Genomic DNA, 15,481 nt, shown 5'->3' with positions numbered 1-15,481 from the left:
GATGCTCGCCGAATTGGAACGTGTTCTAGTTTAGTACGGAGCGCACTGACGTGGCCAGCGGGTCCCGAACTGCGCCCTATCACTACGACCCGTCGCCGGAACCGCGGCTGCGGCGGCATCCGCCGGCCACCCGGCCCGATCCCTTGATCCTGCACCGAGCGACCGGGTAGCGTAGTGCTGCCAATTACGAAACTACGCGTAGCGTAATTGGCTTCCAAACCACCGAGAGGATCGGCTTGATGCGCAGCCGCTACGCCGGCGATCCCTTCACCACGTCCACGCCCGAGATCGCCACCGCCCTAGAGGATGTCAGCGTCCCGACGCTGTTGCTCTCCCTCGTCCACATCACCGGCGACCCCCGATTCATCCGCGACTTTAAGCAGATGGGCGTCTTCCTCAACGAGGTCCAGGGGTTCATGTCGGAGGAGGACAAGGCGCGCGCCCGCGCCGAGGCGCTGACGGCGATCACCGAGTATCGGGACCGCGGTTGCCCCGAACCGGAGCCGCTGAGCCCGGAACTCATCAGGGAAATGATGGACTGGGCGGCGTGTGAGCACGTTCCCGACGACTATCTGTCGTTGGTGTCCGAAGAGCTGGACCTCGACGGGGTCGACCCCCGGCGGCCAGCCGCGTTGCCGGCCGAGCGCGCGGCGCAGCTTCCCGTTCTCGTCGTCGGGTGTGGCGAATCCGGCATCCTGGCCGGCGTGCGCCTCAAGCAGGCCAACATTCCGTTCACCATCGTCGAGAAGAACGCCGGGCCCGGCGGAACATGGTGGGAGAACAGCTATCCCGGCGCCCGGGTGGATGTGGCGAACCATTTCTACTGCTACAGCTTCGCACCCAACAACGACTGGACCCATTTCTTCGCCGAGCAGTACGAGCTGCAGGACTATTTCACCAAGGTCATCGACGAACACGACCTGGCCGACCGGATACGTTGGCAGACCGAGGTTCTCGCGGCCGAATGGGACGACGAAGACGGCACCTGGAACGTTTCGCTGCGGTCGGCCGACGGTGGCACGTCGACCCTGCGCGCACGCGCGCTCATCACGGCGGTGGGCCAGCTGAACAGGCCCAACATTCCCGAATTCGCCGGAGCGCAGACTTTTCGGGGCCCGTCGTTTCACTCGGCGGCCTGGGATCACTCGGTGGATCTCAAAGGCAAGCGGGTCGCGCTCGTCGGCGCCGGCGCCAGCGGGTTCCAGATCGCGCCCGCCATCGCCGAGGAGGTCGAGCACCTGACGGTGTTCCAGCGGACCGCGCAGTGGATGTTCCCGAACCCGATGTATCACGACGAGGTCGGCGACGGTGTGCGCTGGGCGATGCGCCACCTGCCGTTCTACGGCAGGTGGTATCGGTTCCTGGTGCTGTGGCCCGGCTCGGACAAGGGCCTCGACGCCGCCGAGGGCGACCCGAACTATGCCGATCAGGACCACGCCGTCAGCGACATCAATGCCGCCGCGCACATGATGTTCTCGCAGTGGATCACCAGCCAGGTCGGCGAAGACTCGGAGTTGTTGGCCAAGGTGATGCCGGACTATCCCGCCTGCGGCAAACGCACCCTGCAGGACAACGGCACCTGGTTGCGAACGCTGCAGCGCGACAACGTCGAATTGGTGCGCACCCCCATCGACCGGATCACGCCGCACGGCATCGTCACCGAGGACGGAGTGACGCACGACGTCGACGTCATCGTCTACGCCACCGGGTTCCGGCACACCGATGTGCTGTGGCCGCTGAAGGTCACCGGCCGAAACGGCGTCGACCTGCACGAGATGTGGGGGAGCAGGCCCTATGCCTACCTCGGGATCACCGTGCCGGACTTCCCGAACTTCTTCATCGTGTACGGGCCCGGGACGCACCTCGCCCACGGCGGCAGCCTGATCTTCCAGTCCGAACTGCAGATGCGCTACATCGACCAGTGCCTGGCACGACTGGCCGATTCCGACGTGCACTCCGTCGAGCCGAAACCCGACGCCGCCACGGATTGGCACCGGCGGACGCAGACCCAGATCAAGAAGATGGTGTGGTCACACCCGGCGGTCACGCATTCGTATTTCAAAAACGCCGACGGCGAGATTCACACCGTCAGCCCGTGGCGGCTCAACGAATACTGGTCAGCGGTGTGCGAACCCGACTGGTCACAATTTGTAGTACGCCAGAAAGACCAAGCGCGACAAGGGAAGTGAGCACACCGATATGCGCACGGTAGTCGTCGAAGGGCCCCGCACCATCCGGGTCGACACCCGCCCCGACCCAACGCTGCCGGGCCCGGACGGAGCGATCGTCGAGGTGTCCGCCGCCGGAATCTGCGGCTCCGATCTGCACTTCTACGAGGCCGACTTCCCGATGCCCGACCCCATCGCGCTCGGCCACGAAGCCGTCGGCACGGTCGTGGAGGCCGGGCCGCAGGTGCGCAACGTCAAGGTCGGCGATCAGGTCCTGGTGTCGTCGGTCGCCGGCTGCGGCGCCTGCGCGGGGTGCGCCACCCGCGATCCGGTCATGTGCCACTCCGGTTTTCAGATCTTCGGCGGCGGCGTGCTCGGTGGCGCGCAGGCCGATCTGCTCGCGGTGCCCGCCGCCGATTTCCAGCTGCTGAAGATGCCCGAGGGCATCAGCACCGAGCAGGCGTTGCTGCTCACCGACAATCTCGCCACCGGCTGGGCAGCGGCGCAGCGCGCCGACATTCCGCCGGGCGGGACCGTGGCCGTCATCGGACTGGGGGCGGTCGGCCTGTGTTCGCTGCGTAGCGCGCTTTTCCAGGGCGCCGCAACGGTTTTCGCGGTCGATCAGGTCGACGGCCGGCTGCAGCGCGCCGCCCAGTGGGGGGCGACCCCCGTCAAAGCGCCGGCGCTCGAGGCCATACTCGCGGCCACCGGCGGCCGAGGCGTCGACGCGGTGATCGACGCCGTCGCCACGGACGCTTCGCTGACCGAGGCGCTCAACGCCGTGCGGGCGGGTGGAACCGTCTCGGTCGTCGGCGTGCACGACATGAATCCGTATCCCCTCAACGCCCTGGGCTGCCTGATCCGCAGCATCACGCTGCGGATGACCACGGCGCCGGTGCAGCGAACCTGGCCGGAATTGATCCCGCTGCTGCAGTCCGGCCGCCTCGACGTCGACGGCATCTTCACCACGACAATGCCTTTGGACGACGCGGCCAAGGGCTACGCGACCGCGGAATCGCGCTCCGGCGACGATGTGAAGATCCTGCTGAAGCCCTAGGCCCTCACCGGGTCGCCATGATGTATTGGGACCGCATAAAACTGTCGATCTTGACGTCGACCTCCGGCGGGGTCATGCCGTACCCGGCTTGCAAGTCGAGCGTGTTGCGGACGGGTTCGACGGCCCAGCCGTGCGCGGTCAGCCACTCCGCGGGGTCGGACTGCGGTTGGTAGGTCAGGGCCGAAAAGTCAACGTTGCCCGACACGTTGACCCCCGGGTGATTCGCCTCCAGGGCGTGGAGTTGGTCGTGGTCCAGCCGCGACCCCAGTGCGCCGATGGCGATCCGGCTGCCCGGCGCGCTGAGCCCGCTGATCCGGGTGAACAGCGCGTGTTGGGCCTCGTCGGTCAGGTAGGGCAACAACCCCTCCACCGACCAGGCGCTCGGGCTCTCCACGTCAAACCCGGCCGCCTCCAACGGCCGCGACCAGTCGGTGCGCAGGTCGGCGGCGACCTCGATCCGACTGGCCTTCGGCGCCGCCCCCTGCTCACCGAGCACGCGTGCCTTGAATTCGAGAACCTTGGGCAAATCGACTTCGAACACCCTTGTGCCGTCCGGCCATTCGAGGCGGAACGCCCGCGAGTCCAGCCCGGCGGCCACGATCACCGCCTGTCGTATGCCCGCCTGGCCGGAAGCGACGAAGAAGTCGTCGAAGAACCGGGTCTGCACGCCGTAAAGGCGTGGGAAGGCCATCTCGTCCTCGGAGCTGCCCGGGTTGGCCAGCACCCCCGCCAGATACGGGTCCTGCGAGGCGGCGATGAAGACTTTCGCGTATTCGTCGCGTACCAACGGCCGCGGGCTCTCGGCGTGCAGGGCACGCCAACCCGCCACGAGCAGCGCGGTGTAGCCGACGCTGCTGACGATGTCCCAGTTGTCGTCGTCGGAGCGCAGCGATCCGAAGTCCGGTGTCGTGCCCACGGTGGCCAACGTACCCTTCAGAGTTCGAGAAGCACCGTCACCGGGCCGTCGTTGACCAGCTCGACCTGCATGTTGGCGCCGAACACCCCGGTCTGCACCTCGGCTCCCAGCCCCCGCAGCGCCGCGGCGAACTCCGCTACCAGCGGCTCGGCGACGGCCCCGGGAGCGGCCGCATTCCATGACGGGCGGCGGCCCTTGGCGGTGTCGGCGTACAGGGTGAACTGGCTGACGACGAGGATGGGGGCTCTTGCGTCGGCCGCGGACCGCTCCTCGGCGAGAATCCTTAGGTTCCAGAGCTTCTCGGCGAGCCGGCGCGCGGTGTCCCCGTCATCGGTATGGGTGACGCCGACGAATGCCAACAGCCCCTGGCCATCCGGCCGGATCGCGCCCACCACCTCGCCCTCGACCGACACCGTGGCCGACGAGACCCGTTGCACCAAGACCCGCATGGGCCTCGATGGTGCCAGACCGGCCGGGCGGGGGTGGGTACGCTCGAAGGGTGTCCGTGCTCGTCGCGTTTTCCGTCACCCCGATGGGGGTCGGCGAGGGTGTCGGCGAGATCGTCGCCGACGCGGTTCGGGTTGTCCGTCAGTCCGGCCTGCCCAACAAGACCGACTCGATGTTCACGGTGATCGAGGGCGACACCTGGGAAGAAGTCATGGCGGTGGTGCAGCGGGCCGTCGAGGCCGTGGCCGCCCGGGCCCCCCGGGTCAGCACGGTGATCAAGGCTGACTGGCGCACCGGGGCCAGCGACGCGATGACGCAGAAGGTCGCCTCGGTCGAGCGCTACCTTTCCGAGCGCTAGCCCCGCACCGCCGCCCGGAAAGCTTGCTCCGCCGCGTCACCGTGCACGGCGAACACCACCTTGCGCAGCGAGTCCGGCTGGTGCCGCCGGACGGCGTCGACCATCAGCCGGGCCGCCTCGTCGAGCGGGAAACCGCCGACGCCGGTGCCGAAGGCCACCAGCGCCAGCGTGCGGCAGCCGAGTTCGTCGGCCTTGCGCAATGTCGAAGCCGTGGCGGCACCGATGATCTCGGCCGAGGTGGGTCCCCCGAGCTCCATGGTCGCCGCGTGGATGACGTATCGCGCCGGCATGTCGCCGGCCGTGGTTTCGATCGCTTCACCGAGCCCGATCGGCGCCTTCTCCGTCGATTCGCGCTGCACGTCGGGCCCGCCCGCGCGCGAGATGGCCGCGGCGACGCCGCCGCCGTGCCGCAGCTGCGTGTTGGCCGCGTTGGCGATCGCGTCGACGTCGAGCTTGGTCACGTCGGCCGCAAGCACCTCTAACTCGATCATCGGCTTATTGTCCCGCAAACCCATGCGTAGGCTCATCCCGGTGAGCGCACGCGCAGGCATCGTTGTCACCGGAACAGAGGTCCTCACCGGACGCGTCCAAGACGCCAACGGACCCTGGATCGCCGACCGTCTCCTGGAGCTGGGCGTCGAGCTGGCGCACATCACGATCTGCGGCGACCGCCCCGCCGACATCGAGGCGCAGCTGCGGTTTCTCGCCGACCAAGGCGTGGACCTGATCGTCACCAGCGGCGGCCTGGGCCCCACGGCCGACGACATGACCGTCGAGGTGGTGGCCCGCTTCTGCGGGCGCGAGCTGCTGTTGGACGCCGAGGTCGAAGAGAAGATCGCGAACATCCTCAAGAAGCTGATGGCGCGTAATCCCGCCTTCCAATCCGCCTTGGATCCGGGCACTTTCGAGTCGCTGCGGGCCGCCAACCGCAAGCAGGCCATGGTTCCCGCCGGGGCGCAGGTGCTCGACCCGGTCGGCACGGCGCCCGGCGTCGTGGTGCCCGGCAAGCCCACGGTGATCGTGCTCCCGGGGCCGCCGCGCGAGCTGCAGCCGATGTGGCACACGGCGATCCAGACGCCGGCCGCGCAGGATGCGATCGCCGGCCGGACCATTTATCGGCAGGAGATGCTGCGGATGTTCGGGCTGCCCGAGTCGGGGCTGGCCGAAACGCTGCGCGACGCCGAAAAGGCCGTGCCCGGCTTCGACCAGCTCGAGATCACCACCTGCCTGCGGCGCGGGGAGATCGAAATGGTCACCCGCTACGAGCCGGGCGCCGCCGACGCATACGCGCAACTGACCAAGCTGCTGCGCGAACGGCACGGGCATCAGCTCTACTCAGAGGACGGCTCCCGCGTCGACGACCTTGTTGCGCAGCTTCTCGCCGGGCACCGGATTGCGACGGCGGAGTCCTGCACCGCGGGCCTGCTGGCCGCGCGGCTGACCGACCGGCCGGGATCGTCGGACTACGTGGCCGGCGGGGTGGTGTCCTATTCGAACGAGGCGAAAGCGGAGGTGCTGGGCGTCGACCCCGCGCTGATCGAAACCCATGGCGCGGTGTCCGAGCCGGTGGCCGAGGCGATGGCCGCGGGCGCGCTGCAACGCTTCGGCGCCGACACCGCGGTCGCGATCACCGGGATCGCCGGACCGGGCGGGGGCACCGAAGAAAAGCCGGTGGGCACGGTCTGCTTCAGCGTGAAGGCGCCCGACGGCCGCACGGATACCCGCACCTTGCGTCTTCCCGGCAACCGGTCCGATATCCGGGAACGCTCGACGACGGTGGCCATGCACCTGCTCCGGCGCATGCTGGGCGACCCCCACTAGCTTTACGTCGCTTCCGTTGCGAGGAAAGCACTTTCCGTCGTGCCGAAGCGGATTCCCGTCGCATCCTTTCCGATCAGCGTCAGGACCACAACCGCGGCCAGCACCGGCACGATCGTCGCCGCCAACGCGAACGGGTAGCCGTGGGATTCGGCGAGACGTTCCTGAATCGGTAAGTTGAACGCCGCCAACAGGTTTCCGAGTTGGTACGTCACACCGGGGTAGAGGCCGCGGATGGCGTCAGGCGACATCTCCGTGAGGTGGGCGGGAATCACGCCCCACGCGCCCTGCACGAAGAGCTGCATCAAAAACGAACCCAGGCACAGCATGGCAGCGCTGCGCGAGTAGGCGAACAGTGGCACGATCGGCAGCGCCAACACCGCACAGAAGACGACCGTGTAGCGGCGACTCCATCGTTGTGACAGCGTTCCGAAGACGAGCCCTCCGATGATGGCGCCGACGTTGTAGGCCACCACGATCCACTTGACCGTCGTGCTGGACAGGCCGGCCCCCTGATTGGCGTGCGCGCCCAGGAAGGTGGGGTAGACGTCCTGCGTGCCGTGGCTCATCCAGTTGAACGCCGTCATCAGCAACGCCAAATAGACGAATCTCCGGATGATCGCACCGTTGCGCAGCACGTCCCGGATTCTGGTGCTGGTGAGCTTCATCCGGTCTTGCGCGGCCTCCCACACCTCGGATTCCTCCACCCGGTAGCGAATGATCAAGCTGATCAGGGCGGGAACGATGCTCAGGCCGAACAACCAGCGCCACGACAGCCCGAGCCAATCCATCACCACCAGCGAGGCCACGCTCGCCAGCAGGTAGCCGAATGCGTAACCCTCCTGCAGCAGCCCGGAGAAAAATCCGCGCCGCTGAACCGGCACCTTCTCCATGGCGAGCGCGGCGCCAAGCCCCCATTCGCCGCCCATGCCGATGCCGTACAGCAGGCGCAGGATCACCAGCACGGTGAAGTTGGGCGCGAAGGCGCACAGGAAGCCCACGACGGAATAGAACATGACGTCGACCATCAGCGGCAGCCGCCGGCCGACGCGGTCGGCCCACAGCCCGAACAGCAACGCGCCGACGGGACGCATGAACAGGGTGGCCGTGGTGACGAAGGCGACCTCGGCCTTGCTGTGGTGAAACGTCTTCGCGATGTCGGCGTAGACGAGCACCACGATGAAGTAATCAAAGGCGTCCATCGTCCAACCCAACAGGGCGGCGATGAAGGAATTGCGCTGATCGGCGGTCAACTTGTTTTGCGGGCTCTGCGTTGTCACGTCAGCATCGTGGCCTACCGAGCGCGTCGGCGCGACCCGTTTCGCCGCGCACCACGCGGGAGTAAGTTCCGGAGACATGCGGATCATCGACGCCGACGGCCATGTCGCCGAAAATTCTTCGCTGGCAGTCGAAGCGATCAAGCGATGGCCGGACCACGTCAAGCCAGGCACACACGGGCAGCTCGGGTTGACGCTTGAAGGCCGCAACTACCCCGAGGACCGCGGCCCGGGCGCAGGCTGCCCGCCCGAACACGGGATCAGTAAGGCGCCCGATATCAACTGCCGGTCGGCCGAAGGCGTGCTGGGCGACGCCGACCGCGACCACATCGACACGATGGTGCTCTACCCCAGCCTCGGCCTGTGCGCGCCGAGTCTCGAAGACCCGGACTTCGCGGCCGGATTCGCCCGGCTCTACAACGAGTGGATCGCCGATTATTGCGCCGCCTCGGGCGGGCGGCTACGCGGCGTCGCGGTAACTCCGATCGAGCACGGCCGGCTGGCGATCGATGTCATGACCGAAGCCAAAGACCTTGGGCTGGTGGCGACTCTGGTGCCGCCGGCGCTCAAGACGCGCAACCTCGACCATCCCGACCTCGATCCGTTCTACGCCGCCGCCGTCGACCTCGGGATGCCGCTGGGTGTGCATGGCGCCCCCGGCATTCATCTGCCCAAGATCGGCGTGGACCGCTTCACGAATTACATTCAGGTGCACTGCATCAGCTTTCCGTTCGACCAGATGACCGCGATGACCGCGATGGTCTCCGGCGGCGTCTTCGAGCGCCATCCGGCGTTGCGGGTGGCCTTCCTCGAGGCGGGCGCGGGGTGGGTTCCGTTCTTCATCGATCGGCTGCACGAGCATTACGAGAAGCGCGGCGACTGGGTGGAGCGCGGCTGGCGTCGCGATCCGCACGATTATCTGGCCGCGGGCAATATCTGGGTGACGTGTGAACCGGAGGAACCGATTCTGCCCGGGGTGATCGATGTGCTGGGCGCCGATTTCATCATGTTCGCCAGCGACTACCCGCATTGGGACGGCGAGTGGCCGGAAAGCACCAAACACCTGCGGACTCGCTCCGATATCAGCGAGGAGGCCCGCGAGAAGATCGGCGGGCGCAACGCGCAGCGCTTCTACAACCTGAACTAGCAGCGATCGCGAGCGCGGCGCAGCCGGGCGAGGCGGGTCGCCGCCCTCGGGTCTAGCGGCGATCGCGAAAGGGTTATGCCGCGCCGGAGTTGTCGGCTTCGTCGTCGTCGTGTTCGTGGTGGAGGAGTTTTTCGGGGTGGTGGTAGGTGTTGGTGCGGGGTTGGCCGCGCTCGAGGTGGGGCGGGGGTTTCCATTCGGTGTCGCCGCGGGCGTTTGTGCGGGTGTGCCATCCGCCGGGGTTGAGCATGCGGTGATGCGGGCCGCAGGCGAAGGTGAGGTCGTCGATGTCGGTGCTGTGACACTTGCTGTAGTCCGTGGTGTGGTGGACTTCGCAGTAGTAGCCCTTAACCCCGCAGCCTGGGGCGGTGCAGCCGCGGTCCTTGGCGTACAACACAATCCGCTGCCCCGGGGAAGCGATCCGCTTGGTGTGATACAACGCCAGGGCCTTGCCTTTATCGAAGATCGCCAGGTAGTGGTGGGCGTGGCGGCCCAGGCGGATCACCTCACTCATCGGCAGGATGGTGCCCCCACCGGTGAGGGCGCGTCCGGCGGCGGCCTCCAACTCGGCCAGGGTGGTGGTGACGATGATGGAGGCCGGCAACCCGTTGTGCTGACCCAACTCCCCGGAGGCCAACAGCGCCCGCAGCGCGGCCAGCAGGGCGTCATGGCCGCGCTGAGCCTTGGAGCGGGTGTCACCGTCGATGGCGGCCTGGCTGGGCGTCCCCTCCACACACGGCATCTCATCAAGCGGGTTGCACATGCCCGGCGCGCCGAGTTTGGCCTCCACGGCTTCGACGGTGGCCCGTAGTTCGGGAGTGATCAGCCCCCGCAACTCCGACATGCCGTCGGGTCGTTGGTTGCCCAGGGTCACCCCGCGGCGACGGGCCCGGTCCTCGTCGGTGAAAAGACCGTCGGGATTGAGGCAATCTTCCAGGACGTGGGCCAGGCCGTCGAGTTCGTCGGGCCGGTGATACGCGGCGTGGCCGGCCAGATCGGCCTCGACGCGCTCGCGGGTGACCGGGTCGATCCAGCCGGGCAGCCGGTGAAAGAACCTGCGGATCACCGCGATGTGTCCGGCGCCGAGTTCACCGCGGGCCTGGGCGGCGGCGGTGGCGGCCAACACCGGGGGCAAGGGTTCACCGGTCAGACCATGGCGCGGGCCCAGATCGGCGGCCTCTGTGACCCGCCGGCCGGCCTCGGCGTGGCTGATCCGCAACCGGTCGGCGATCGCCTGATCGAGTTTGGCGCCGAGTTCTTGGATGCTGGCTTGGCGGGCCAGGTGATTGATCAACGCATGCTCGGGCACGGGCAGCCGGCGGCGCACCTTTTCGCAGCGCTCCAACAGCGCCACACACTCCCGAGGGGCCAGCGCATCAAAACTCAGCCCTGCCACGCCCTCGAGGGCGGCGTCGAGCGCGTCGAAGGCTTCGACGATCTCCTCACGCGTACTCGAACCCATGCCGCAGACATTACGAAGACCCACCGACACAAAACCCCGAATTGTGACCACTGAAAACACAGTGACACAAGGGAATTCAATATACGTTCCCGATATCCGAAATCGCGAGCGAGCGAGGCACGAGAACCGACGGGCGAAGCCGGTCACCCCGATCAGAACTAACCGCGCGATTCCTCCTTACCTTCGCGGGCCGGATGGCAGGATTTACGAGCATGGGCCCTTTTTTGGTGCGTGCCGCGCTGACCGGATTCGCGTTGTGGATCGTCACCCTTTTCGTGCATGGCCTGAGCTTCGTGGGCGGCAGCACGAGGCTCGAGCGGGTCGGCATCATCTTCGTCGTCGCCGTGATCTTTGGTTTGGTCAACGCGTTCATCAAGCCGATCGTCCAGATCTTGTCGATCCCGCTCTACATCGTGACGCTCGGCCTGTTCCATGTCGTCATCAACGCGCTGATGCTCTGGATCACCGCGAGGATCACCGAGCACACCACCCACTGGGGGCTGCAGATCGACCACTTTTGGTGGACCGCCATCTGGGCGGCGATCGTCTTGTCGATCGTTAGTTGGTTGCTGTCCTTGATAATTCGCCGCACCGGTGCGTGAGATCAGCGGCTGCCGGCCAGGCTCACCACGTCACGCGCACAGCCCCAGGACAGGGTGACGCCGTTGCTGCTGTGACCGTAGTTGTGGATGCAGCGCGCCCGCCCGAGCGGTTCGGCCTCCACGCGCACCGAGGGGCGGTCGGGCCGCAGCCCGGTGATGACCTCGATCACCTCGGCGTCGCCCAGTCGCGGCTCGATTCGGCGGCAGCGTTGCAGGATGCGTTCGGTCACTTCGGGTTCCGGGGCGGTGTCCCAGCGGTCGGGGATGCTGATTCCGCCGCACACCACCCGCTGCGGGTGAGGGAAGTAGCAGGTCCATTCCGGGCCGTCGTTCAGTTCCAGAAACAGTTGCCGCAGACCGGGATTGGTGAGCACCACATGCTGGCCGAAAAGCGGCCGCACGGTGGGGTCGCCGGTGAGCGCGCCCGCGGCGAGGCCGGTGCAGTTGACCACGATTTCGGCGGTGTCGGCCGCCTCGGCCAGGGATCGAACGGGATGTTCTTCGATGTCGCAGCCGGCCGCAGCCAGCCGCCGGGTCAGGTAATCGAGATAGTGCGGCATGTCGATCATCGGCACGGTGGCGCGAAATCCGGTTCCGAAACCCGGTGGGATGTCGGCGGGGTCGGCCGGCCGCAGGCCGGGGATCAGCGCGGCCGCGGACGACATCGCCTCGGCGGCGGTCAGCTCGCCGACGGCCAGGGCCGGCGCCAGCAGCACGCCGGAGTCGGGATCCCCGGCGAGATCACGGAACACCTGCAAAGAGTGCTCGGTCCAACGCAGCGTCTCGCCCGCGCGTTCCGCGGGCCGCGGGGGCGCCCACACGGCGCCCGCCACCGCCGAAGTCGTTTGTTTGGGCGTGGCATCCGCCCATACCCGGACCGGCCAGCCCGCCTCGGCCAAACAGATGGCCGACGTCAATCCGCTGACGCCGGCGCCGACCACGACGATCTGCTGCGTGCTGGCCACGGCGCCGGCGGGCCGATCAGGAATGCGCGGCTTGCGGGGCGGGCGCAGCCGGGGCCGGCGCCGGTGCCGGCGATGGGGCCGGTGCCGGGGCTTGCGGAGCAGGCGACGCCTGCGGAGGCCGCTGCGCGTTCCCACCCAACAGACCGTTGAGGATGCCGAGCGTGCCCTGCACGCCCGCGGGCGGCGCTTGCGAGGGCGGAACCGCGTCCGGCGTCAGTTGCCAGGGCTGGCAGCCCGAGGTCTTGAACGATTTGTCGCCCGGCTCGATCTGAACTACCTGCGCCTTTTTGGTCATGGCATTGTCGATGAGCGCGCCGTCGGGGTTGCCGGTCCGTTTCCAGTAGCACGTGCCGTTGCCGACGGGACCACCTGAGCTGTAGATGCCCGGGACGATGTCAGTCCCCACCGCGTAGATGCCGTCCTTGTCGATGGTGGTCTTCGGCCCTGCCGGGGCGGGTGCCGGCGAGGCCCCAGGCGACGCTGCGGGCGACGGGGCTGCCGAAGGTGCAGGTGACGGCGCCGGGGAGGCGGCCGGTGCTGGTGAGGCCGCGGGCCCGGGCGCGGGACCCCGCGTCTCGTCGGGATCGGCGCTGGCAACGACCGTCGACGCGGCCCACCCCGCGATCATCAGGCTCGCGGCAGCCAACCGTGCCGCCCTAGGTACTCCACCCATAGGGATCGAGGGTACCGGGGTCAAGAACCTAATTCATCTCGTTGTGAAATCGCGCGGCGTGGGACTGCATCAGCTTTCCCCCCAGCCATCCCAGAAGGTGATGGTCGCCGCCGGCGGCCGCACGGCCGGCCGGAAGTCGGTGCCGAGCGTGTAGGCGACGGGGAACAGCGCGGCCTGCGTGACGGTGGGGGGAATGCCGAGCAGGTCGGCCACCTCCCGCTCCTTGAACAGATGCATTGTCGTCCACACCGATCCCAGCCCACGCGAGCGGAGCGCCAGCAGAAAGCTCCAGCCGGCCGGGATGATGGACGCCCATGCCGCCGCGGCGATGCCCGGTTCGGCGGTGTCGATGCGCTGGTTGAGGCAGGGGATGACGTGTACCGGGACGTCCCCCAACGTTTCGGTCAGGCTCATCGCGCTCTGGTACACCCGCTGCGTCTGCGGATCCGTCGCGTTGTCCGCCGCGTACGCCAGGTACTGCGCGCCGACGCTCCGGTAGATCTCGGCGATGGCGGCGCGTTTGTCCGGGTCCGTGATCACCAGCCAACGCCAGTCCTGCGTGTTGCTCGCCGTGGGCGCCTGCATTGCCAGTTGGATGCACTCGAGGATCACGTCGCGGCCGACCGGCCGGGTCAGGTCGAGCCGTTTGCGCACCGATCGGGTGGTGCTCAGCAGTTCGTCGACGGTGGCGATGTCCATGGGGTCCTTACATGTGTCGGTAGGGAGCGGGTAAAGGTCGATAGCACAGGGTCGTTCGATGTTGCGGCCGATCATCGCGGCGGGGATTCCGTCGGCGAATCCTGCCCGCGCAATGGGGTATCGAGCTGAGCAAACCAGACCCCTCGCTCGGCTGTCTAGGCCGTCGCGTCGCGATTCAGGATGTGCGCCGCTTCGCTGACCATGTCGGCGACGATGTCAGCCGCGGGACGGACGCCGCGGACGCCCCCCACGCCTTCGCCGATCAGTATCGCGGCCGTATCGAAATCCCCGGCGGCAACGGCCTTCTCGTAGTCAGTGACCGCCTGGTCCAGCTGTGCCGACAGCTCGGACTCGCGACCGTGCCAGGTGTCCAGGAAGGCGCTGCGCAGCGCCCGCGCGTTGTACTCGGCGGGCCAATCGAGGCGGCGCACAACGTCATAGGCGCGGGTGCGCACGGTGTCGTCTCCGCGGGCGGCCACCGCCCGCTGCTGCGCCCGCGGTGACACCAGCGCCTCCGGCGACGCCCAGAACCTGGTGCCCACGAGGGCGCCGTCAGCACCCAAGGCCAGCGCGGCCGCCAGCCCACGGCCATCGCCCACGCCGCCGGCGGCCACGACCAATGTGTCGGGGGAGCGTTCGTTGACGAAGTCGACGACCTCGGGCACCAACGTGAACGTCGAACGCACGCTCATCCCGTGCCCGCCCGCCTCGCCGCCCTGCGCCACGATGACCTCTGCCCCGGCATCCAGGGCCCGGCGCGCCTGGTCCAGGTTCTGCACCTGGGCGGTGAGCGGAACGCCGGCGGCGTGGATGCGATCGGCGAAGGGCCGCAACTCGCCGAAGGACAACATGACCGTCGCCGGTCGCCGAGCCAGCGCGATGTCGAGCAGACGCGGATCGCGGGCCAGGCTCCAGGTGATGAATCCGCATCCGACTCGCGTGCCGTCGGCGTGGTCGAATTCGCGCTCCAGCCATTCGGCATCGCCATAGCCCCCGCCGATCAGGCCCAGGCCACCCGCCGATGTCACCGCCGCCGCGAGCCGGCCCCCAGAGACCAGGGCCATCGGCGCGAGCAGGATGGGGTGCCCGATACCGAAAAACTCCGTCAGACGCGTAGGCAGTGGCATGGTGTTACTCGCTTCAGCTGGCGCGGACGGGACGTCTACTGCAACCGACGTTAGGGCCGCGGAAATCCCTCGGTTGCTCAGGCAAGCCGCGCCAGACCGGAGCGCACCAGATCCAGACTCGCGGCAACGTCTTCGCCGAGGTCGCCCGCGCAACCCTTACGACCCCAATTCTCCACTGCCGCAACGAGGGCGGCGGCCAGCGCAGAACCCGCGACCTCGGCGGCGAGGTCGATGTCCGCCAGATCCGGGTTGCGCTTCCTGACGAAATCGGTGAGCACGCCGGCGAACGAGGATTGCACCACCCGTAGGTGGCCGGCGATCCGGTCGGCGCTGATCAGCTCGGCGCGCGCGGTCGCGGCCTGGCGGACCACTTCGAGGTCGTGGGGAAACGCGGAAACGCTTGCCAGCACCGCATCGAACAACGACTCGGACGGCGGGCGTTGCGCGAGCGCCTCGGCCAGCCATTCCAGCTGTGTCTCGTAGTCCTGGAAAAGAACGGCTTCCTTGGTGGGGAAGTGCCGGAAGAAGGTGCGCTCGGTGACGCCGGCCTCGCGCGCCAGCTCGGTGACGGTGACATTCGCAAAACCCTTGCGGGCGAAGCTCTTCAACGCCGCACGACGAAGTGCCTCATGCGTCGATCGTCGTCGTTGTTCATGACGGTTGCCCAGGGCGGTCATCTCAGGGGAGATCGTATCCCAGCCGAAGTGGTCAATACTGACACCTTCCAATTATGTCAGTACTGACATATTCTGCATTCGATAACCCGAC

16 protein-coding genes are annotated in these 15,481 nt (G+C 67.7%); 6 read left to right on the top strand and 10 right to left on the bottom strand.

The features are described 5' to 3' along the window. Positions 1 to 239: 239 nt before the first annotated feature. Both AC0KS4_RS10880 and AC0KS4_RS10875 read left to right on the top strand, forming a co-directional pair. Positions 240 to 2,189 (top strand): flavin-containing monooxygenase, encoded by a 1,950-nt coding sequence (locus AC0KS4_RS10880; RefSeq protein WP_225328871.1) that lies wholly within the window; start codon positions 240 to 242, stop codon positions 2,187 to 2,189. 10 nt (positions 2,190 to 2,199) lie between these two features. Continuing rightward, the gene (locus AC0KS4_RS10875) at positions 2,200 to 3,225 is read left to right on the top strand and encodes an alcohol dehydrogenase catalytic domain-containing protein (protein WP_225328872.1); all 1,026 of its coding nucleotides are present in this window, start codon (positions 2,200 to 2,202) and stop codon (positions 3,223 to 3,225) included. 4 nt (positions 3,226 to 3,229) lie between these two features. Here the strand turns inward: AC0KS4_RS10875 and AC0KS4_RS10870 are convergent, their stop codons facing one another. Both AC0KS4_RS10870 and dtd read right to left on the bottom strand, forming a co-directional pair. Next, a complete protein-coding gene (locus AC0KS4_RS10870) occupies positions 3,230 to 4,141 on the bottom strand; it encodes a class I SAM-dependent methyltransferase (RefSeq protein ID WP_225328873.1) in 912 nt (303 codons plus the stop codon). 17 nt (positions 4,142 to 4,158) lie between these two features. Then, complete coding sequence (gene dtd, locus AC0KS4_RS10865) at positions 4,159 to 4,590, bottom strand: D-aminoacyl-tRNA deacylase (protein ID WP_225328874.1); 432 nt, start codon at positions 4,588 to 4,590, stop codon at positions 4,159 to 4,161. A 50-nt stretch (positions 4,591 to 4,640) separates the two neighbouring features. Between dtd and AC0KS4_RS10860 the strand changes: the two genes are divergently transcribed. After that, positions 4,641 to 4,946: an MTH1187 family thiamine-binding protein gene (locus AC0KS4_RS10860; protein WP_225328875.1), complete on the top strand. Its 306-nt coding sequence runs from the start codon at positions 4,641 to 4,643 to the stop codon at positions 4,944 to 4,946. Here the strand turns inward: AC0KS4_RS10860 and AC0KS4_RS10855 are convergent. Continuing rightward, positions 4,943 to 5,437: a macro domain-containing protein gene (locus tag AC0KS4_RS10855; protein WP_225328876.1), complete on the bottom strand. Its 495-nt coding sequence runs from the start codon at positions 5,435 to 5,437 to the stop codon at positions 4,943 to 4,945. The genes AC0KS4_RS10860 and AC0KS4_RS10855 overlap by 4 nt on opposite strands. Positions 5,438 to 5,477: 40 nt before the next feature. Between AC0KS4_RS10855 and AC0KS4_RS10850 the strand changes: the two genes are divergently transcribed. Next, positions 5,478 to 6,767: a competence/damage-inducible protein A gene (locus AC0KS4_RS10850; protein WP_472408512.1), complete on the top strand. Its 1,290-nt coding sequence runs from the start codon at positions 5,478 to 5,480 to the stop codon at positions 6,765 to 6,767. 2 nt (positions 6,768 to 6,769) lie between these two features. Here the strand turns inward: AC0KS4_RS10850 and AC0KS4_RS10845 are convergent, their stop codons facing one another. Beyond that, complete coding sequence (locus AC0KS4_RS10845) at positions 6,770 to 8,122, bottom strand: sialate:H+ symport family MFS transporter (RefSeq protein WP_225328877.1); 1,353 nt, start codon at positions 8,120 to 8,122, stop codon at positions 6,770 to 6,772. Here AC0KS4_RS10845 and AC0KS4_RS10840 point away from each other — a divergent pair. Continuing rightward, positions 8,121 to 9,188 carry an amidohydrolase family protein gene (locus AC0KS4_RS10840; protein ID WP_225328878.1) on the top strand — a complete coding sequence of 356 codons (1,068 nt, stop codon included), beginning with the start codon at positions 8,121 to 8,123 and terminating at the stop codon, positions 9,186 to 9,188. The genes AC0KS4_RS10845 and AC0KS4_RS10840 overlap by 2 nt on opposite strands. A gap of 73 nt (positions 9,189 to 9,261) precedes the next feature. Here the strand turns inward: AC0KS4_RS10840 and AC0KS4_RS10835 are convergent, their stop codons facing one another. Continuing rightward, positions 9,262 to 10,647: an HNH endonuclease signature motif containing protein gene (locus AC0KS4_RS10835; RefSeq protein ID WP_472408511.1), complete on the bottom strand. Its 1,386-nt coding sequence runs from the start codon at positions 10,645 to 10,647 to the stop codon at positions 9,262 to 9,264. A 212-nt stretch (positions 10,648 to 10,859) separates the two neighbouring features. Here AC0KS4_RS10835 and AC0KS4_RS10830 point away from each other — a divergent pair, with 212 nt between their 5' ends. Beyond that, a complete protein-coding gene (locus tag AC0KS4_RS10830; RefSeq protein WP_225329249.1) occupies positions 10,860 to 11,249 on the top strand; it encodes a phage holin family protein in 390 nt (129 codons plus the stop codon). Between the two features lie 2 nt (positions 11,250 to 11,251). Here the strand turns inward: AC0KS4_RS10830 and AC0KS4_RS10825 are convergent, their stop codons facing one another. The 5 genes from AC0KS4_RS10825 to AC0KS4_RS10805 all read right to left on the bottom strand — a co-directional run bounded on the left by AC0KS4_RS10825 (position 11,252) and on the right by AC0KS4_RS10805 (position 15,390). Beyond that, entirely contained in the window at positions 11,252 to 12,214 is a 963-nt protein-coding gene (locus AC0KS4_RS10825; RefSeq protein ID WP_238955842.1) for an FAD-dependent oxidoreductase, read from the bottom strand. Between the two features lie 16 nt (positions 12,215 to 12,230). Then, on the bottom strand, positions 12,231 to 12,887 hold the full coding sequence (locus tag AC0KS4_RS10820; protein ID WP_225329251.1) for a hypothetical protein: 657 nt from the start codon (positions 12,885 to 12,887) through the stop codon (positions 12,231 to 12,233). Positions 12,888 to 12,956: 69 nt separating this feature from the next. Then, entirely contained in the window at positions 12,957 to 13,586 is a 630-nt protein-coding gene (locus AC0KS4_RS10815; RefSeq protein WP_225329252.1) for a nitroreductase family protein, read from the bottom strand. Between the two features lie 155 nt (positions 13,587 to 13,741). Continuing rightward, on the bottom strand, positions 13,742 to 14,713 hold the full coding sequence (locus AC0KS4_RS10810; protein ID WP_238955841.1) for an NAD(P)H-dependent flavin oxidoreductase: 972 nt from the start codon (positions 14,711 to 14,713) through the stop codon (positions 13,742 to 13,744). A gap of 77 nt (positions 14,714 to 14,790) precedes the next feature. After that, on the bottom strand, positions 14,791 to 15,390 hold the full coding sequence (locus AC0KS4_RS10805; RefSeq protein WP_238955840.1) for a TetR/AcrR family transcriptional regulator: 600 nt from the start codon (positions 15,388 to 15,390) through the stop codon (positions 14,791 to 14,793). Positions 15,391 to 15,481 lie beyond the last annotated feature (91 nt).

This window comes from Mycobacterium sp. NTMscope_MAC_12, from assembly GCF_976985675.1.
This window is presented reverse-complemented; position numbering and strand designations above follow the sequence as displayed.